This window comes from Actinomycetospora rhizophila (assembly GCF_042657905.1).
GTDB lineage: Bacteria > Actinomycetota > Actinomycetes > Mycobacteriales > Pseudonocardiaceae > Actinomycetospora > Actinomycetospora rhizophila.
The window spans coordinates 43,118-61,777 of the sequence record NZ_JBHSKG010000004.1; the positions used below are offsets into that span (position 1 = coordinate 43,118).

The 18,660-nt window shown below is 73.9% G+C and carries 18 protein-coding genes; 7 read left to right on the forward strand and 11 right to left on the reverse strand.

Annotated elements, in window-relative coordinates:
• Positions 1-35: 35 nt before the first annotated feature.
• From ACFPK1_RS09570 to ACFPK1_RS09605, 8 genes are all read right to left on the reverse strand, one after another.
• Positions 36-800 carry a DUF5995 family protein gene (locus tag ACFPK1_RS09570; protein ID WP_378020686.1) on the reverse strand — a complete coding sequence of 255 codons (765 nt, stop codon included), beginning with the start codon at positions 798-800 and terminating at the stop codon, positions 36-38.
• Positions 793-3,939, reverse strand: a complete 3,147-nt coding sequence (locus ACFPK1_RS09575) for an ATP-binding protein (protein WP_378020687.1) — start codon at positions 3,937-3,939, stop codon at positions 793-795. Before ACFPK1_RS09575 ends, ACFPK1_RS09570 begins: the two co-directional genes overlap by 8 nt.
• Positions 3,940-4,215: 276 nt before the next feature.
• Entirely contained in the window at positions 4,216-5,373 is a 1,158-nt protein-coding gene (locus ACFPK1_RS09580) for a cobalamin-independent methionine synthase II family protein (RefSeq protein WP_378020688.1), read from the reverse strand.
• An 83-nt stretch (positions 5,374-5,456) separates the two neighbouring features.
• The gene (locus ACFPK1_RS09585) at positions 5,457-6,509 is read right to left on the reverse strand and encodes a hypothetical protein (protein ID WP_378020689.1); all 1,053 of its coding nucleotides are present in this window, start codon (positions 6,507-6,509) and stop codon (positions 5,457-5,459) included.
• Positions 6,510-6,624: 115 nt separating this feature from the next.
• The gene (locus ACFPK1_RS09590; RefSeq protein WP_378020690.1) at positions 6,625-7,437 is read right to left on the reverse strand and encodes an IclR family transcriptional regulator; all 813 of its coding nucleotides are present in this window, start codon (positions 7,435-7,437) and stop codon (positions 6,625-6,627) included.
• Between the two features lie 2 nt (positions 7,438-7,439).
• Positions 7,440-8,489, reverse strand: a complete 1,050-nt coding sequence (locus tag ACFPK1_RS09595; RefSeq protein WP_378020691.1) for a histidine phosphatase family protein — start codon at positions 8,487-8,489, stop codon at positions 7,440-7,442.
• Positions 8,486-9,424: a catechol 2,3-dioxygenase gene (locus ACFPK1_RS09600; RefSeq protein WP_378020692.1), complete on the reverse strand. Its 939-nt coding sequence runs from the start codon at positions 9,422-9,424 to the stop codon at positions 8,486-8,488. Before ACFPK1_RS09600 ends, ACFPK1_RS09595 begins: the two co-directional genes overlap by 4 nt.
• Before the next feature lie 14 nt (positions 9,425-9,438).
• Entirely contained in the window at positions 9,439-10,353 is a 915-nt protein-coding gene (locus ACFPK1_RS09605) for a catechol 2,3-dioxygenase (protein ID WP_378020693.1), read from the reverse strand.
• A 136-nt stretch (positions 10,354-10,489) separates the two neighbouring features.
• Here ACFPK1_RS09605 and ACFPK1_RS09610 point away from each other — a divergent pair, with 136 nt between their 5' ends.
• The 7 genes from ACFPK1_RS09610 to ACFPK1_RS09640 all read left to right on the forward strand — a co-directional run bounded on the left by ACFPK1_RS09610 (position 10,490) and on the right by ACFPK1_RS09640 (position 15,039).
• Positions 10,490-11,167: a hypothetical protein gene (locus ACFPK1_RS09610; protein ID WP_378020694.1), complete on the forward strand. Its 678-nt coding sequence runs from the start codon at positions 10,490-10,492 to the stop codon at positions 11,165-11,167.
• Positions 11,164-11,955, forward strand: coding sequence for an IclR family transcriptional regulator (locus ACFPK1_RS09615; RefSeq protein ID WP_378020695.1), 792 nt, complete (start codon positions 11,164-11,166; stop codon positions 11,953-11,955). Before ACFPK1_RS09610 ends, ACFPK1_RS09615 begins: the two co-directional genes overlap by 4 nt.
• The gene (locus ACFPK1_RS09620) at positions 11,956-12,759 is read left to right on the forward strand and encodes a 2-keto-4-pentenoate hydratase (RefSeq protein ID WP_378020696.1); all 804 of its coding nucleotides are present in this window, start codon (positions 11,956-11,958) and stop codon (positions 12,757-12,759) included.
• Positions 12,760-12,793: 34 nt separating this feature from the next.
• Complete coding sequence (locus ACFPK1_RS09625; RefSeq protein WP_378020697.1) at positions 12,794-13,564, forward strand: 2-keto-4-pentenoate hydratase; 771 nt, start codon at positions 12,794-12,796, stop codon at positions 13,562-13,564.
• Between the two features lie 15 nt (positions 13,565-13,579).
• Entirely contained in the window at positions 13,580-13,783 is a 204-nt protein-coding gene (locus ACFPK1_RS09630) for a 2-hydroxymuconate tautomerase (protein WP_274199461.1), read from the forward strand.
• Positions 13,780-14,121 carry a Rieske (2Fe-2S) protein gene (locus tag ACFPK1_RS09635; protein WP_378020698.1) on the forward strand — a complete coding sequence of 114 codons (342 nt, stop codon included), beginning with the start codon at positions 13,780-13,782 and terminating at the stop codon, positions 14,119-14,121. Before ACFPK1_RS09630 ends, ACFPK1_RS09635 begins: the two co-directional genes overlap by 4 nt.
• An 81-nt stretch (positions 14,122-14,202) precedes the next feature.
• Positions 14,203-15,039, forward strand: a complete 837-nt coding sequence (locus tag ACFPK1_RS09640) for a proprotein convertase P-domain-containing protein (protein ID WP_378020699.1) — start codon at positions 14,203-14,205, stop codon at positions 15,037-15,039.
• Positions 15,040-15,051: 12 nt separating this feature from the next.
• Here ACFPK1_RS09640 and ACFPK1_RS09645 read toward each other — a convergent pair whose 3' ends face one another.
• The 3 genes from ACFPK1_RS09645 to ACFPK1_RS09655 all read right to left on the reverse strand — a co-directional run bounded on the left by ACFPK1_RS09645 (position 15,052) and on the right by ACFPK1_RS09655 (position 18,575).
• Positions 15,052-16,509: a DUF222 domain-containing protein gene (locus ACFPK1_RS09645; RefSeq protein WP_378020700.1), complete on the reverse strand. Its 1,458-nt coding sequence runs from the start codon at positions 16,507-16,509 to the stop codon at positions 15,052-15,054.
• A 465-nt stretch (positions 16,510-16,974) separates the two neighbouring features.
• On the reverse strand, positions 16,975-17,214 hold the full coding sequence (locus ACFPK1_RS09650) for a hypothetical protein (RefSeq protein WP_378020701.1): 240 nt from the start codon (positions 17,212-17,214) through the stop codon (positions 16,975-16,977).
• 11 nt (positions 17,215-17,225) lie between these two features.
• Positions 17,226-18,575 carry a Rieske 2Fe-2S domain-containing protein gene (locus ACFPK1_RS09655; protein WP_378020702.1) on the reverse strand — a complete coding sequence of 450 codons (1,350 nt, stop codon included), beginning with the start codon at positions 18,573-18,575 and terminating at the stop codon, positions 17,226-17,228.
• Between the last annotated feature and the right edge of the window lie 85 nt (positions 18,576-18,660).

Sequence of the window (18,660 nt, forward strand, 5' to 3'; positions counted from 1 at the left end):
TGCGGCGGGGCACGGCCCCGACGGTAGAGGGAAGGTCAGATGAGTGCCGCGGCCAGGCCGCTCGCCACCGCGTCGAGGGTGGCCGTCGGGACGTTGCGGTAGCCGGTCGTCGCGCGGTGGCGCCACATGCGCTCGGCGAACGTCCAGGCCAGGTCGCGGGTGCCGACGACGAGGAGGTCGCCGAGCACGTTGCCCGCGCGGTCGAAGAACGACCCGTCGCCGCCGACGTCCGACCACGGGGCGTCGAACTCGTTGCAGAGCGCGTCCATGTTCCGCTCGAAGATCGTGTTGATCGCGCGGTAGTCGTCGTACTGCTCCTCGACGGTGCCCAGCGGCTCGTCCGCGTGGGCCTCCCACACGTCGAGCAGGGCGAACGCGAGGTCGAAGTTGACGTGCGCGTTCACCCCCGCCGCGGCGAAGCGCCACGGGGCGACGTCCTCGTCGCGGCGCCGGTCGAACAGCAGCTGCCAGCAGCCCGGGGCCGGCGACCCGCCCGCGGTGTGGGCGGCCAGCGCGTCGAGGTAGCGCTGGGCGAAGGCCCCGTCGAGCTCGAGGATGAAGTCGCCGCACCGGAACAGCGACCGCTGCTCGTAGGAGGCGAGGACGTCCTGCGTGATCCGCAGGTAGAGGCGGGAGAAGCACGCGATCCCGTCGTCGTCCCCACGCGGGGTCAGGGTCGCCGACGCGTGGGCGATCTTCTCGAGACGGTCCACGACCGACGGGACGTCGGTGAGCCGCGGGCGGGTGAGGCCGGCCAGCGACTGCAGGTTGCCGGCGAGGGCGTCGGTCGACTCAGGCACGGGGACCTCGTTCGGGGCCGGAGGGACGCGCGCGGACGCGCTGGAGCAGGGCGGCGGCCTGGGTGCGCGAGCGGGTCCCGGTCTTGGCGAGCACCCGGGACACGTGGACGGCGACGGTGCGCTCGCTGATGTAGAGGCGGTGGGCGATCTCGCGGTTGGACAGCCCGTCGGCGAGCACGGCGAGCACCTCGTGCTCGCGGGAGGTGAGCGCGGCGAGCTCGGGGGCGCGCCGGGCGGCGGCGGTGGTCGCGCCGGCGTGGCTCACCGGCGGGTCGCCCGCGTGCGCGACGTCGAGCCGCGCCCGGCGGGCGAGCCCCGCGATCTCGTCGAGGAACGGCCCGGCGCCCATCGCGGTCGCGGTCCCGGCCGCCGAGCGCAGCGCGCGCGCCGCCTCCCCGCGGCGCGCGCCCGTCGCGAGCAGCGCCTCGGCGCGGCGCAGCATCGCGTACGAGGCGGGGTAGGGGTTGAGCTGCGCGCCCCACATCTCGGCGACCTGCGCCCACGCGTCGGGGTCGGAGGCACCGGCGGCGCGCCCGGCCTCGGCGCGGCACATCCGCACGTAGGCGAGCACCGTGCGCCGCAGCGCCGGCACCGTGTGGGGCACCCGGCGCTCGAGGTGGACGACGTGACCGGCGAGGCGGTCGAGGGCGGCGCGGTCGGTCGCCATGCCGCGCGCGGCCGCCTCCGCCTCGGCGCGCAGGCCGTGCCAGACGAGCGGGGCGACGAGGAAGACGTCGTCGGGCGTGTGCTCGGCGACGTCGAGGCCGCGGGCGACGAGACCGCGCGCGAGGTCCGGGCGCCCGCGCCACATCTCCACCCCCGAGCGCAGGGTCAGCAGCGGGACCCGGTAGCGCGACGCCACGGTGCCCCGGCGGGGCGGGTCGTCCGGCGCCGACGCGTCCTCGCCCGTGCCGTCGAGCGCGAGGAGGTCGACCGCGCGCAGGTCCTCGTCGGCCTCGACGAACTCGCCGCGCCCGACCTGCAGGCGGCAGCGCGCGAGCCGGACCTCGAGCGCGTCGGCGCCGGTGGGCGAGAGCGCCCAGGCCTCGTCGACGGCGTCCGAGGCCTCCGCCCAGCGCCCGAGCCGGAACAGGCCGTTGGCGCTGGTCGCCAGCAGGCGGACCCCGGCGGAGCGGGCGAGCCCCAGGTCGCGCATCCGGGCCACGCCCTGCCGCGCGATCTCGACGCCCTCGTGCAGCTCGCCGAGCGGGCCGGACAGGAGGTCGGCCCAGGCCTGGTAGGCGCGCCCGACCGCGGCGGCGTCGCCCGTGCGCTCGGCGATCATCAGGCCGTCGGCGACGGCGGCGAGCCCGGCGTCGGGGTTCTCCAGGTAGGCGAGCGCGGACCCGAGGGTGGCGAGCATCGGTGCCTGCTCGGGGTGCTCGCCCTGCCGTCGCGACACCGCGAGCGCCCGCTCGGCCTCGCGCCGGGCGCCGCGCACGTCGCCGGTGATCAGCAGGGCGTCGGCGTGGGCGGCGTGCACGGCGGCCAGCGCCGGGTCGTCGCCGACGCGGTCGGCCGCGCGCCCGGCGTCGTCGAGGACGGCCACCGCGTCGCCGGTGCGTCCCGCGTCGAGCAGCGAGCGCCCGAGCCGCACCACCGTCGGCAGCTCGGCGCGGCCCGCGGTGGCGGGGTCCGGCACGAGGCGGCGCAGCAGGTCGACCGCCGCGTCGTACTCGCCGGCGAGACGGGCGGTGTCGGCGGCGCGGGCGAGCAGGTCGCCGGCCTCCGGGTCGTCCGCGCCGGCCGCGGGCAGGGCCGGCGGGCGGTGGCCGGGCAGCAGCCGCGCGGAGGGCGGCGTGGCGCGCGCCGCGGCGAGGGCGAGGGCCGCCATCCACTGGCGGTACGCGGTGCCGAACTCGTGGATCTGCTCGGCGACGGTCGCGGCGTGCACCACCGCGGGCAGCGCGCGCTCGGGGTCGTCGGCGCGCGCCCAGTGGTGAGCCCGGCGCAGCGACGCAGCGGGCGGGACGTCGGGGACCTCGCCGAGGACGGCGTCGTAGGCCAGCGCGTACCGGCGGTGCAGGCCCCGGCGCTCTCCGGGCATGAGCTCGGCGGCGACCACGTCGCGCATCAGGCCGTGGCGCAGCGCGTAGCCCTCGACGTCCGCGTCGACGACGACCATCGCCGCCTCGGCCGCCTCGCGCAGGGCGGCGAGCAGGTCGTCCTCGTCGGCGCGCACGACCTCGGCGAGCAGGCGGTGCGGCACCGGCTCCTCGCCCAGCGCGAGTGCGGCGACGACGCTCTGCGCGAGCGGCCGCAGGCCCGAGAGCCGCCCGAGGACGAGCCCGCGCAGGCCGGGGGAGAGGCCGTCGGCGGCGCCGTCGGCGACCGCGGCGAGGGTCTCGGCGACGATGAACGGGTTGCCCGCCGAGCGCCGCCACACCAGCTCGGTCAGCGCGGGGTCGCCGCCGGCGTCGCGCACGATGTCCTCGACGCGCGCGTGGGGCAGCGGCGCCAGCTCGATCGCCCGCACGGCCCGGTCGCGGGCGAGCTCGGGCAGCATGCGGCGCAGCGGGTGGGCGACGTCGAGCGCCTCCGAGCGCGCGGTGGCCACCAGCAGGACCCGCTCGTCGGTGAGGTGCGCGACGAGCGAGACGACGAGCTCGCGGGTGGTGCGGTCGGCCCAGTGCAGGTCGTCGACGACGAGCAGGACCGGCGCCTCGCCGGCGAGGGTGACGAGCACCCGGCGCACCAGCTCGAGCAGGTGCCCGCCCGACGGGGGCGTCGCCCCGGGGCCGGGGTCGAGCAGCGGGGCGAGCTCGTCGCGCCACGACGCCAGCGCCGCCCGCGCGGTGGGCACCGTGTCCGGCGCGCCCCCGTCGGCGGCCGTGTCGGGCCCGCGCAGCAGCCGCCGCAGCCCGGTGGCGACCGGCCACAGCGGCAGCTGCTCGCCCACGTCGACCGCGGCCCCGGCGATCACGATCCCGCCGTCGGCCTCGGCGCGCTCGGCCAGCCCGCGGACCAGCCGCGTCTTGCCCGCGCCGGCGTCGCCGGTGAGGACGACGGTCAGCGCCCCCTCGGTGCGGGCGCGCTCCCAGCACCGCGCCAGGACCGCGGCGTCGGTGGCGCGCCACGGCGGCGGTTCGGTGGCGACGGCCGCCGCGCCACCGCCCTCGGACACCCCCTGACCTGGCACGGCGACGACGCTAGGCGCGCGCGATCGGCGGCGTCCAGCGGCGGGCGCCCGTGACCTGCCGGGCTAGTCATTTCTTCTGATGCGCCCGCTCGCGGCGATCCGCGAGGCTTCTCCCGAGGGCGGGACGACGGTCGTCGGGGGACCGGAGGGGTCGCTCGGACGTCCTCGCGCTCGCCCGGATCACGCGGCCGGGCGCGCGACGGGAGGGGGAGGCGGGGCCGGCCGGCGCCCGGGGGGACGTCGGCGCACCCCGCCTCCCCTTTCCCGAGCGGGCCCTCAGCCCCAGAGACGCCGTGTGGCGATCTCCGCGCCCTGCGACAGCGCGCGGAACTTCTCCCACACCACCGTCGGGTGCACCTCGGGGGCGTAGCTCGCGCGCGAGGAGAACCCGCAGTCCGCGCTGGCGATGACGTTCTCCCGCCCGACGGCCGAGGCGTACCAGCCGATCATGTCGGCGATCAGCTCCGGGTGCTCCACGTAGTTCTGCGCGTGCCCGAGCAGGCCCGGGATGAGCACCGCGCCGTCGGGCAGCGGCAGGTCCTGCCAGATCTTCCACTCGTGCATGTGGCGGGGGTTGGCGACCTCGAAGGAGTAGCCCCCGGCCCGGATCCCCAGCATGTACGGGGCGACCTCGCCCATGCCGATGTCGTGGATCCGCGGGCCGTGGTTGAGCCCGTAGCAGGTGTGCAGGCGGATCTTCTCGGTCGGGATGTCGCGCAGGCTGTGGTTGACGATCTCGGCGTGCTCGCGCGCGGTGCGGTCGCGCTCGGCGGCGTCGAGCGTCGGGTCGGACAGGATCTCGATGAGCCACGGGTCGTCGATCTGCAGCAGGAACCCGGCGTCGATGATCCCCAGGTACTCCTCGCGCAGCGCCTCGCCGACGGCCTCGTAGTACTCGCGGTCGGTGCCGTAGTACTCGTTGCGCCCGAAGCCCCGCGGCGAGGTGGACGGCATGAACGCCTCGACAACGCCGGAGACGCCGGCCAGGGCCTTGTGCAGGTTGGCGAGGTCGGTCTGGAGCTCCTCGTGGCCGGTGTAGCGCACCGGGCCGACGCAGGCGACGCTCTGCATGGGCGCCACCGTCTTGGAGTACTTGCCGAGGTAGTCCTCGTAGTACCCGGGGAACGCGTCGATCTCGACCTGCCACGACGGCGGGAGCAGCCGCTCGCCGGAGTCGGGGGAGAATCCGTCGAGCCGGCGCTGGACGTAGGTCGCGAAGCTGACCTTGCCCATCTCGCCGTCGGTGACCACGTCGAGCCCGACCTCCCGCTGCCGGGCGACGACGTCGGCGACGGCCTCGGTCACCTGCCGGGCGAAGAGGTCGGCGTCGTAGGGACGCCCGTGCTCCTTCTCCCGCATCGTGTCGAGCAGGGCCTCGGGGCGGGCGAGGCTGCCGACGTGGGTCGTCAGGACGCGGTCGGTGCTGCGCTGCATGGGACCGACGCTAGGGACGCGGCGGCGGGGCGGGCATCACGGTGTTCCGGTGGGGCGAACGGTCGTCGCGGTACCGGCGGGCCTCAGGCCGCCCGCAGGGCCACGAGGATCCCGACCCAGCCGCCGTACCCGGGGTCGATACCGATGCGCGCGACCTCGTCGCCGCCTCCCGGCGGCGCCGGGCCCACCGACGTGGCGCAGACAGAGGTCGACACGAACTCGCCGGGCGGCGAGACCTCCGCCCACCGGGTGTCCATCGCTCCCGGCATCGCGACCCCCACTGCCCCGATCGATCCCACCATCATGATCACTGGCGTGGTCGGCGACGGTGACGTCACCGCAGGTAGCACCACTTCCGGTGTCTCGCCCTTCTCCGCGACCTGGCTATCGGCGATCGGGTCGGTCTGGTCGACGCCCGACCACGCCGTGATGCCGCCCCCCTTGCCGTTCGGCTGGTGGCCGTCGAACGGGTAGGACGTGGGCTCCTGCTCGCCGACGAGCTTCCAGAAGCACTCCATGGTGTCGCCGGACCCCGACACCGAGGCCACACGGGTCCAGCCGGCGGGTGGTCGGAACGGGTCCCGACTACGGCCGTGCACCTGCGCGACCAGCACGTCACCGGCCTCGACGCCGGCCGGTCGGGGGAGCGGCAGCACACCGGTGCCGTTGACCGCTGCCGACGCGGCAGCGCGGAAAGCGGGTCCGGGTGCACGAAACCGATCGTTGATCGCGGGCGCAGCCACGGTCAGGCCGAGCCCCAGCAGAGCGAGCACACCGCCGATGAGGACGTCACGACGATCGACTCCCGCGTCCGCCGGCCGGCCCGCGTCCTCGTGGACAGCCGGCGGCTCGGCCGGTGCGTCGCCGGCGTCGGGGTGCTCCGGGTCGGGCGTCTCGCCGCCCGGTTGCCCCGCGACGGCGGGTGGCGGGTTCCCGGGGAGGAAGTGCTGCAGTGTCTGCTGCCAGTTCTCGCTGCCCCTGAGGTAGAGGTAGGCGAGTCCGAGCGCGGTCACGCAGAGCCCACCGATGCCGAGGACGCCGACCCGCTCGAGGAGCTCGCCGAAGTCGGTGACGGCGCCCAGGAGCAGCAGCCCGAACAGCAGCACCACGACCGTCCAGAGCCTGCGGTCGTTCACGACGCCGCAGTCCGTCGGCGAGCAACTGCAGGCATGGTCACGCTCTTCTCGGCCGAAGGTGTTGAGCCGGTCGCTCAACACCGTCCCTCGCCGACGAGGTGACGGGCGTTACACCCTAACCCCGCGCCCGCTCCAGGTCCGCCGAGACCCGCGCCGCGGCTCGCCGCACGCCCTGGACGACCGCCGGCTTGCGGGGTCCCAGCACGCGCGAGGTGGGCCCGACCACCGACAGCGCGGCGACCGGGTGCGGGCGCCCGCCGCGGGTGAGCGTGATCGGGGCGGCGATCGACGACCAGCCCGGCTCGAACTCCTCGCGGGAGGTCGCGTAGCCCTGCTCCCGGGTGATCGCGAGGATCTGCCGGTAGCGCAGCGGGTCGACCACGGTGAACGGGGTGTAGCGCTGCAGGCCGCGCTCGAGGATCGCGGTGATCAGCGCCGGGTCCGCGGCCGCGAGCACCCGGCCCGCGCTCGACGAGTGCGCCGGGTTGCGGCGGTGCTCGCTGCGGAACCGGACGTTCATGGCGGCCGACTCGGCGCGCTCGACGTAGAGCACGTCGGTGCCGACGCTGACGCCGAGCTGGATCGTCTCGCGGAGCAGCTCGCGCAGCTCGCCCATCGCCGGGAGGGCGACGTCGCGCAGCATGAGGCGGTCGACAGCGAGCTGCCCGTACTCGAACAGCCGCAGGCCCAGGCGGTAGCGACCCGAGCCGGTGCGCTCGAGCAGCCCGCCGGTGGCCAGCGCCGCCAGCATCCGGCACGCCGTGCTCTTGGCGATCCCGAGGCGGGCGGCGACGCGCGTCGCCCCGAGCTCGGCCTCGTCGGCGAAGCAGTCGAGCACCGACACCGCCGTCGAGACCGACCGCAGCGGGGAGTCGTCGTCGGCCGGGCCGTGGTCGACGTCGAGTGGTGGAAGGGACAGCACCGTCATGCTCAGGCCTCCCACTGCGGGAACTCGTCCGGCGGCGGCACGTTCACCTCGGTGACCCGGTTGCGGTACGAGACGAACGCGCTGCGGGCGCCCTCGCGCACCTTGACGCGGATCTCCTCGGTGTTCAGGGGCTCGCCGGGGTCGTAGCCGTGCGCCCAGGTGGCGAACGCGCGCATCGGGCCGGAGTGGGTCGCGGCGAGGATGCGGCGGTGGGTCAGCGAGCCGTCGGGCTGCGTCGACTCGGTGATCAGCCGGTGGAAGCCGCGCCAGAACCGTCGGACGCACATCGCCGGCGGCTCGAAGTACATCATCGGGATCGTCAGCCACTCCTGGATCGGGTCCGCCCCGCCCAGCTGGGTCCGGTAGAAGCGGTCGATCTCCACGAGCCAGCGCGGGCGGTCGCCGACGGCGAGGCGCTCGAGGGTCTCGTTGGTGGCCTGGTACTGCCGGAACGCCGAGGTGACGTCGCGCAGGCCGTCGGGGGTCCAGACCCCGAAGTTGCGCAGCTCCGGGATCGGCTCCTTCTCGGTGATCTCGGCGTCGATGCCCCACATCTGCAGGCCGTCGGTGACCCCGTTGTAGAGCTGGTCGGCGGTCTGGCGGGCGCGGTTGGTGTCGGCGCAGACCAGGCGCACCTTGTCGCCGTGGTCGAAGCGGCGCGCGAGCTCGTGACCGCGGCGGTGGGCCTGCCAGCCGCCCATGGGCGTCAGCCCGGCGTCGGTGGAGTAGCCCTGGGTGATGCCGTGCCGGATGATCGAGATCTCGCAGACGATCTTCTCCGACGCGCGGCGCTCGACCGGCGCCGCGACCTCCTTGCCGCGGCTCGCCTCGGCCAGCGCCGGCGTGAACGTCTTCCCCTCGTACTCGACGGTCCCGGTGTCGACGGGTGCGGAGCCGCGCTCACGGAAGCGGCGCAGGTAGAGCGGCGTGTTGTCCGTCGTCGGAGCGGTCTCGGGGGGCGCGGACGCCTCGGTGCCGCGGCGCGAGCGGTAGCGGGACAGGTAGTCCGGGGCCTCGTAGCGGTGGACCGAGCGCGGGTCGGTGCTCGTCACGAGTGCACCGTGAAGAAGCGCTCGTTGACCTGGCGGTGGTAGTAGAAGATGGCGCGCCCCATCTCCTCCTCGGTCCAGGTGATCGGCTCGAAGTCGGGGTCGACCCAGTAGCCGCCGGTGAAGAGCTCGTTGCGGTTGCCGGCCGGGTCGAAGAAGTACGTCGTGTACCCGCGGGTGACGCCGTGGCGCGTGGGGGCCACGTCGATCGTCACGCCGTGGTAGGCGAGCGCGTCGGCGGCCTCGCGGATGCCGTTCCAATCGTCCATCCAGAACGCGAAGTGGTGCAGCGCGCCGTTAGGGCCGGTGATGACGGCGATGTCGTGCGGGGTGTGGGAGTGCTCGAGGAACGTCGCGAGCTGGTGGCCGTCGTTGGCGAGGATCTGCTCGGTGAGCCGGAACTCGAGCAGCTCGGTGAAGAAGGCGGTGAACGCCTCGACGTCCTCGGCCATGACGAACAGGTGGTCCAGGCGCGGCGGCGCGATGCCGATGAGGTCCTGCGGGCGGGGCGGCGGGTTCGTCTTCGGCAGCATGTTGCCGATCCGCTCGGTGCCGTGGGTCAGCTCGACGAGGTGACCCGAGGGGGCGTCGAAGCGGATCGCCTCGCCCCAGCCCGGGCCCAGCTCGCGGGCCGCGAAGCGCTTCACCGGCACGCCGGCGGCCTCGAGCTTCGCCGTGAAGTGGTCGAGGTCCTCGGGCTCGTTGAGCTTGAACGACATGTGGTCGAGGCCGTAGGTGGGGGCCTCGCGCAGGATCACCGAGTGGTGCTCGCGCTCGTCCCAGCACTTGAGGAAGACCCGCGGGGCGCCGTCGCGCTCGTCGCGCGCGGTCTCCAGGAGGCCGAGGACCTCGGTGTAGTAGGCGGTGGCGAGCTCCAGGTCGGGGACCCGGACCTCGACGTGCTGCAACCGGATGATCCGGTCGGAGGTGGTGGCCATGGTCGACGAGTCCTTTACGTGTGCATCCGCAGGAACCGCTGGCTGATGACGTTCTCGTAGTAGAAGAGGCCCTTGCCGAAGTTGTCCTCGGTCCAGGTGAGGATCTCGGTGTCGGGGTCGACCCAGTAGCCGCCGGTGAAGACCTCGTTGCGGATGCCGAGCGGGTCGAAGAAGTAGATGGTGTTGCCGCGGGTGACGCCGTGGCGCGTCGGGCCCTGGTCGATCTGCACCCCGTTGAAGGCCAGCGTGTCCGCGGCCTTGCGGATGTGGTCCCAGTCGTCGAGCCAGTACGCCCAGTGGTGCAGGGCGCCGTTGGGGCCGTTGACGATGGCGATGTCGTGGGGGGAGCGAGTGTTGCCCGCGAGCCACACGCCGAGCTGGTGGCCGTTGCCGTCGAGGACCTGCTCGGTCATGCGCATCCCGAGCACGTCGATGAAGAACGCCGCCGACTCGGCGACCTCCTCGGCGTTGACCAGCATGTGGTCCATCCGCGGCGGGGCGATGCCGGGCAGGTCCGGCGGCGGGACCGGCGACGGGTTGTGCTTGCCGAGCATGTTGCCGGTCTTCTCGATGTCCCAGACCAGCTCCATGATCTGGCCCGACGGCACCTCGAAGCGCAGCGACTCGCCCTGCCCGACGGCCTCGCCGCGGCTGACGCGGCTGGTGGGGCAGCCGTAGGCCTCGACCTTCTTCTCGAGCTCGTGGAGGTCGTCCTCCTCCTCGACGCGGAAGGTGAAGGAGTCCATGCCGGTGCGCGGGTTGTAGCGCATCCGCAGCGAGTGGTGGTCCTCCTCGTCCCAGCACTTGAGGTAGACGCAGTCGTCGGTGCGCTGGACCTGCTGCAGGCCCATGACCTCGGTGTAGTACGCCGCCGAGAGATCGAGATCGGGCGTGCGGACGTCGACGTGGGCCAGGCGGAGGATTCCCATGCGAGATGCCCTTTCCGGGCGGGGCCGGCTTCCTTGACGCCGCGACGCTAACCGCCCTAGCGTTCCGGAAGGAAGACAACGCGTTCCGACTTCCGGAACGCCGGGGCTTGACGGGAGGGGCGACGTGGCGGACCCGATGGCCATGCGACGCGCGGTCGCCGGCTACGTCGAGGGCATCCACCGCGCCTACCTGAAGCAGGCCGGGACGTTCCCCCCGGCGGTGCAGGGGCGTCTGCCGCTGGTCGCGGCCGGACGGGTGACGGTGGCCGCGGTCGGCGCGCGCAACCTGCACATCCTCGCGACCACCGAGGGTCTCGGCCCGACGCGCGGCCAGGAGGTGGAGCTCCCGGGGTCCGCCGAGGGGCTCGAGTGGGTCGTGCGCTTCTACGACCCGGTGGTCGTGCCCGCCCTCGGGCTCATCGACGAGTCCGACGGGCCGGCGTCGGACAAGGTGCGCGGCGCGCTGGGCATCTCGACCGTCGTCTACCACGTGGTCACGCAGCCGGGCTCGGGGCTCTCGCCGCACCACGCGGGGCACGTCGGCTCCGGGCTGGCCAGCGCCCACTCCGCGACGGCGCGCGACTTCGAGCGCCTGCGCGACCGGGCGCGGGGCCGCGAGGCGCTGGTCGACGAGATGGAGGGCGCGGCCGTGGCCGGTCTCGCCCGCGCCCAGATCCTGCTAGCCCGCGCGATCCGCCCCTTCGACACCGCCGTCGGCGAGGCCGTCGACGCCGCGCTGCGCCCCGGGGCGACGCCCGACCCGGACGCCGTGCGCAAGGTGCTGCTCGACGCCTTCACGCAGGAGCCGGCGTGACCGACGCGCCGCTGCAGACGGTCACCAACGCCGCCCGGCTGCTCAAGGCGTTCCTCACGCGCGAGGAGTCGCTCGGCGTCTCCGAGCTCGCCCGCCGTCTCGACCTGGGCAAGAGCGCCGTGCATCGGCTGCTCACCACGCTCGCGGCCGAAGGGCTCGTCGAGCAGGACCCGCGCACGGGCGGCTACCGCCTGGGGCTCGTGGTCTTCGAGCTGGGCGAGGCCGTGCGGGTGCACATGGACCTGCACGCCGCCGCCGGCTCGGTGCTCGCCCACCTGCGCGAGGAGACCGGCGAGTCCGCCCAGGTCGGCATGCTCGACGGCCACGACGTCGTCTACGTCGACCGGCTGGAGTCCAGCCACGCGCTGCGGCTGTTCACCGAGACCGGGCGCCGCGTGCCAGTGCACTGCACGAGCTCGGGCAAGGTGCTGCTCGCCTTCGCGCCCGAGCCGGTGCGCGAGCGCTACCTCGCGACGGCCACGCTGACCCGCCACACGCCCCACACCCTCACCGAGCCCGACGACCTGCGCCGCGCGCTCGCCACCGTCCGTGCCCGCGGGTGGGCCGACGCGGTCGACGAGCGCGAGGTCGGCGTCGCGTCGCTGGCCGCCCCGATCCGTGACGCGCGCGGGGCGGTCGTCGCCGCGATCGGCATCGGCGCGCCGGTCAGTCGGTTCCGCGCGATGCCCCGCAAGCGCCTGGCCCGCACGGTCGTCGAGGCCGGCGAGGCCGTGTCCCGTCGCCTGGGGTGGTCCGAACAGGCACCCGTACTCGAGAAGGAGAGCTGAGTGGCCGTCACCGACCCCCCGGCAGATTCAGTGAAGGCGAAGGCGCGGGCGCTGTACGAGGCGCGGCGCACGCGCGTGCCGATCGCGCCGTTCACCGACACCGAGCCCGACCTCGACATGGCCGACGGCTACGCGATCCAGCAGGAGCTGGTGCCGCTGCTGCTCGCCGACGGCGACCGGGTCGTCGGGCACAAGGTCGGCGTCACCTCCGCGGCGATGCAGAAGATGATCGGCATCGACACCCCGGACTACGGGCCGGTGCTGTCCTCGACGGTCTACCGCGACGGCGACGCGATCCCGCTGAGCCGCTTCATCCAGCCGAAGGTCGAGGCCGAGATCGTCTTCGTCCTCGGGCAGCGGCTGCAGGGCCCGGGCATCGGGCCGACCGACGTCGCGCCCGCCGTCGCCGGGGTGGCGGCGGCGATGGAGATCGTCGACTCCCGGATCGCCGACTGGCGCATCAAGCTCGCCGACACCGTCGCCGACCTCGCCTCCAACGGCGCGGTCGCCGTGTCCTCGCGGCTGGTGCCGCTCGCGGGACTCGACACACGGCTGATCGGCATGACGTTCACGCGCAACGGGGAGCTCGTCGACACCGGCGCCGGTGCGGCGGCCCTCGGCGACCCGCTGGCCGTCGTGGCGTGGCTGGCCAACGTCCTCGGCGAGGCCGGGGTGGCGCTCGAGCCCGGCCACATGATCATGACGGGCGCGCTGCACGCGGCGGTCCCGCTGGCCGCGGGCGACGTGTTCCGCGCCGAGTTCGACCGTCTCGGGCCGGTGACGATCCGGGTGAAGGAGTCCTGATGGCTACGGACACGAAGCGCAGCGGAGCTGGACCATGACTTCTGTCGACGTGCACGACCTGGCCGACCGGCTGACCAAGGCCGTCACCGAGCGCACCGCGATCGACCCGCTCACCGACGACGTCACGGACCTCGACCTCGAGACCGGCTACGCCGTGCAGCGCGTGCTGCGCGAGCAGGCCGGGCCGCGGGTGGGCTGGAAGCTGGGGGTGACCTCGCGGGCCAAGCAGGCCCAGGTCGGGGTGTCCGACCCGGTCTTCGGCTTCCTGCCCGGCACCGGCGCCCTGGACCTCGGGGAGCCGCTGCGGACCGGCGAGCTGATCCAGCCGCGCGCCGAGCCGGAGATCGTCTTCGTCCTCGGCCGCGACCTCGCGGGCGAGCACGTCACCGCCGCCGACGTGCTCTCCGCGACGTCGGGGCTGGCCGTCGGCATCGAGATCCTCGACTCCCGGTTCCGCGACTACCGCTTCACCATGGCCGACGTCGTCGCCGACAACACCTCGGCGGCCCGCTTCGTCGTCGGCACGCCGGTGCCCGCCGCCGGCGTCGACGTCCGGCTCGTCGGGGTGCTGCTGGAGAAGAACGGGGAGCTGGTGGCGACGGCGTCGGGTGCCGCGTCGCTCGGGCACCCCGCGGCGGCCGTCGCCTGGCTCGTGCGCCGCCTCGCCGCGACCGGCGAGGGCCTCGCGGCCGGCGAGGTCGTCCTCTCCGGCGGCCTCACCGCCGCCACGCCGGTCGTCGCCGGCGACGTCGTCACCGTGACCATCGACCGTCTCGGCACGGTCGAGCTCGCCTGCTCGTCCTGACCCCCGGAGGCCGCCGTGCCGCTCGTCCAGATCACCCTCGCCCGGGGCCGCAGCCCCGAGCAGCTCGCCGCGCTGGGGGAGGAGGTCACGGCCGCGGTGACCCGCGCGGTCGGCGCGCCCGCCGAGAACGTCCGTGTCGTCGTCACCGAGTGCGAACCGGAGCACTGGTTCGTGGGCGGGGAGTCGCTGGCTTCCTTGCGGGCGTCCGGACGTCGATGAGCCTCGTGCGCGTCGAGGCGCCGGGCGTCGTCACCAGCGACGACGGCCGGCGCTTCGTCGTGCTCGCGGTCCCCGACGGCCTGCGCGTCGTCGACGCCGTCTGCCCGCACAACAAAGGGCCGCTCGAGCAGGGCTGGGTGCGCGACGGGAACGTGCTCGTCTGCCCGTGGCACTGGTACCGCTTCGACCTCGACACGGGGGAGTGCCCGACCTCGCCGCAGCACGTGCTCGGCGTCCACCCCGTGCGCGAGATCGACGGCGTGACCTACGCCGACGTCGGCGACCCGCCCCGGCAGCTGTCGTGGTCGGAGCGTCTGCGGGCCCACGCGCGGGAGTGATGCGCCCGGTTCCTCCGGGTCCTTCGAGCGGGTTCGCGAGGGGCGCCCTGACGACAGGGCGTGGGAGGTATGTTGCCGCGCGTGTCCTCCCCTTTCGGCGGTGGTTCCGGTTCCGGTGACCCCAACCGGTCGGAGTCGTTCGGCTCCCAGCCCACCCAGTACGGGCCCACGGCGGAGCCTTCCGGGCCCTCCGGGCCCCAGCCGTACTACGGGGGGCAGCAGGGCGATCCGTACCAGCAGGGCTACGGGCAGCAGGGGTACGGGCAGCAGCCGTACGGACAGCAGCCCTACGGGCAACCGGGCTACGGGCAGCAGCCGTACGGGCAGCAGGGGTACGGCCAGCCATACGGGCAGCAGCCCTACGGGCAGCAGGGCTACGGCCAGCCCGGCTACGGCCAGCCGGGGTACGGGCCCTACGGCGGCTGGCAGCAGCAGCCGCCACCGAAGAAGAACAAGGCGCTGCCCTGGATCCTCGGGGGCGCGGCGGTGGTGGTCGTCGCGGTGATCGCGGTCGTCGTCCTCGTGGTCACCCTCGGCGGCGGCACGGTCGAGGGCGCGTCGCAGCGCTCGGTGCCGATCCCCGACTCCGACCCCGTCGGCGTCACCGACACGATCACCCTCGACGGCTCGGGCACGGTGTCGGCGATCCAGGTCAACGCCACGATCAGCCACCCGTACGTCTGCGACCTGGTCGTCACCCTGCGCTCGCCGCAGGGCCAGACGGCGGTGCTGTCCGACCTCGACCAGTGCGACCGCAACCGCCCGGGCCTCGCCCTGGCGCTCGACAGCAACCAGGGTGGCCCGCTCGCCCCGCTCGTCGGGCAGTCGGTCTCGGGGGCCTGGACGCTCACGGTCGCCGACCGCGTCGCGATCGACCGGGGCACGCTCGACAGCTGGAACATCACGATCGAGCGCTGATCCCGGCGCACCTCAGAGGGGGACGTGTGGTCGTCCGCCGGGTCGGGGTTGTCGGTCGGGGTCGAGGATCCAGGGTGGGGTGAACCAGGGCCGGCCGTCTCGCATGGTGATGGTCCAGTGGCCGTGGTGGATCAGTTGGTGGTGGTAGCGGCACAGCAGGCACATGTTGTCGAGCGCGGTAACTCCGAGGTCGGCCCATCCCTGCAGGTGGTGGACTTGGCAGCGGCGGGGTGGTCGGGTGCAGCCGGGGAACGCGCAGCCCACGTCTCGGAGGTTGAGCGCGCGGCGGATGGCGTCGGGGGCGGTGCGCTGGCGGCGTCCGACGTCGAGGGGTTCGGACCTCGACCCGAGTACGACGGGCACGATGTCGGCGTCGCAGGCCCAGCGACGCACGGTGCCGGGGTGCACGCGGAGCCCGGATTCGAGCACGCCGTAGCCGCCCTTGTCGGTCAGGGCCTGGCGGAGCCAGCGGTGGTCGATGGTGATCGTGAGTAGCGCGCGCCCCGGGCTCGCGGGTGCCGGCCGACGTCGAGCCTGCTCGGGGCGGCCCGATTCGGGGCGGCGCGGCTCGGGGATCAGCGCGTCGCGCGCGGTGTCCGAGTCGGTGTCCGAGTCGGTGTCCGAGTCGGTGTCCGAGTCGGTGTCCGGCGCGGCGTGCTCGCCCTCGCCGCTGCCCTCGCCAGGGCGTTCACCAGTGCCCTCGGCTGTGTCGTCCGGCTCGTCGCCTGGCTCGTCGGCGACGATGCCGCCAGGGCGGCGAGCCTCGCCGGCGAGGTCCTTCAGCCCCTCGATGCGGCGCAGCGCGAGTCCACGGGTGTCATCCGGTCCGCAGGGGGCGGCCAGGTCGTCGATCACCCCGAGGAACGCTTCGCCGTCGACAGGGTCGGACATCCGCCCACGGAACAGCAGCACCCCGTTCTTGCGACGGGTGAACAACAACTCGTCATCACCGCCGGCGTGCTCTTCGGGTGGTTCTTCCCCGTCGGGGTCGAGGTGCGCGAGCAGCCGGTCCGCGATTGCTTGCAACCCGCGCGGGCCGAGTCGGGTGGCCTCGTCGGCCAGGCGGTGCTCGGCGTCGACCCACTCCCGCAGGGGCAGGGCCTCGACGCGGTCGAGGCGGCGCATCGTGGACCGGATGATCGCGATATGGGCCGGGGCGATCTGCCCGGCGGCGGCGACCGTCGCGGTGGCGGGCAACCGGGCCGGCTGCGGCTCGCCGGTCATGGAGCGGCGACCGCACAGATCGCGGGCCTCGTCGACCAGCCGTTTGGCCTCGACCGCCCCGATCCGCCACAGCTGTTCGAGCAGCCGCCCGGTGGAGCGGTCCCCGGTGTGCTCCGCGACCTGCAGCTCCTCGAGGGCGGCGACCTGCTCCAGACGCACGTAGGCCTCGCGGCGGCGGGCGGTCTCGGCGAGGCGGGCGCGCTCGATCGCGTCCCGCTCCACCGTCCCGAGCACCCGTTCGCTCATGCGTTCGATTCTAGCGGACATGGACGACAGTAGCGACACCCGCGACACCGCCGGGGCCCGTTCACGCACACCGCCTCAACGCTCGGGAGACTGCCCGACCAGCCCCGACGATCACGGGCACCGTGCCGGCGAAGGGCACCCCTCGCTCCTCTATCCGAGCGAAGGTGCCCCTCGCTCAGAGTCGCCGGGGTGAGCAGCCCGACCAGCCCGTGATCACGGGCACCTGGTGCACCGTCGGCGCCAGGCGGACGTGCACGAGGTGCCCGTGATCTCCACGGGCCCGCGCGGCCCGCCGGCGGCGTTCTGGCGAGGGGCGCCCCTCGCTCACCTACCCCGACCGAAGGTGCCCCTCGCTCACGATGCAGGGCCGCCGACCAGCCGGCACCGTTCCGGCGAGGGGCGCCCCTCGCCCATCTATGCGACCGAAGGTGCCCCTCGCTCAGAAAGCCCCGGGCCCCGCGCGCCTCAGTGCTCGGGCTCGTGACCGATCGCCCGGTCGCCGGTGGTCGTGACCTCGCCCGTCCAGTCGCAGCTCGCGCACCAGCAGTAGAACCGCCGCGCGTCGCCCTCCCAGAACTCGTTGGCGAGGCCGAGGTCGCGGGCGCACGCCGGGCAGAAGCGGGGCGCGTCGCGGCGGTGGGCCTCGACGTCCGCGGCGAACCGGCGGTCGATCCTGGCGCCGGGCGAGCCGTCGGGCGCTGTCACGTCCGACAGTCTCACCGCGGGATCGTCCCCGAGTCCACCTGCGCCGAGGTGTCGGGCGCGAGGGTGGCGGTGCCGATGCCGCCCTCGGGGGTGAACGACGGGCGCCCGGCGGCCTTGTCGTCCTCGACGCGCGCGGCCGCGGACAGGTGCACCTGGCGGATGGTCTCGAGCGCGGGGGAGTAGCGCGTGGAGCCCATGGCGCAGAAGTCGAGCGCGAACTCGGCGGCGCCCGCGTGGAACTTGTCCTTCTCGCAGGGCAGGTCGATACGCTCGTGCGGCTCCCGGATGGTGCCCAGCGGGTCCTCGCCCTTGGCGACGGCCTGCATCGCCTGGCGGAACATCTTGCGCAGCAGCGAGACGCCGATGTCCGAGCGCCCCAGGTGCTCGGTGGTGCGATCGGTGATCGGGCCCTGCGTCACCCAGGCCATGATGTCCTGGCCCTCGACGTAGTTGACGACGTGGTTGCCGCGGTCGTCGAACACCGGGATCTCGTAGTCGGGCACGTTCTCCTGCACGACCGGCTCGTAGCCCTCGGGCGCGTGCACCGTGTAGAGCATGAACCGGGTCGTCGTGCGGTTGATCGGCACCCGGATCTGCATCTGGTGGATGCCGCCGCCCCCGACGCGCATGTTGTAGGGGAAGACGAGCGGGTGGCCGACCTTCCAGTCGTCGTTGTCCTCGCTCGCCCCCGAGAGCACGCGGCGCTTGATGATGCCCCACTCGAAGGCGTCGAAGCCGATGCGCTGGTGCTTCTTGCCGAACGACGCCGGGGCCTCGAAGCCCTCGTGGCGGCCGATGAACTCGAAGTAGCGGCCGTGCAGGTGCTCGACGTGGTGGGGGTCGACCGCGTTCTCCATGACCTGCACGTAGTTGCAGGGGATGTCGGCCCAGCCGATGTCGCGGTAGCCGTCCATCACGTAGACGTCGAAGCGCGGCAGCAGCGGCGCCGGGTCGGGACCGATGTAGGCCCAGACGAGCCCGCCCATCTCCTCGACCTTGCCGGCGGTGGCGCGCACCCGCTCCTGGAAGTTGGTGTTCGCCTTCTCGGCCGGCTGGTCGGTGCACGCGCCGTCGGTGTCGAACTTCCACCCGTGGTACGGGCAGCGCAGCCCGTCGCCCTCGACGACCCCGTAGGCCATCGACGCCTTCCGGTGCGGGCAGGGCTCGGGGATGATCCCGTACTTCCCCGAGGGCGAGCGCCACAGCGCGAAGAACTCGCCGAGCAGCTCGACGCGCTTGACGGGGAACTCGGTGAGCTCCCGGGTGAACGCGACGGGGTACCAGTAGCGGCGCAGCACCTCGCCCATCGGCGTGCCGGCCTCGACGGCGGTGAGTTCCTCGTTCTGCTCGGCGGTCAGCACCGGTGTCCTCCCGGGATGTGGCGGTGACCCCGACGCTAGGGAGCCGGCGCGTCCCGGAGAAGAGCTCCGTCCCTCTCCGCGGGAT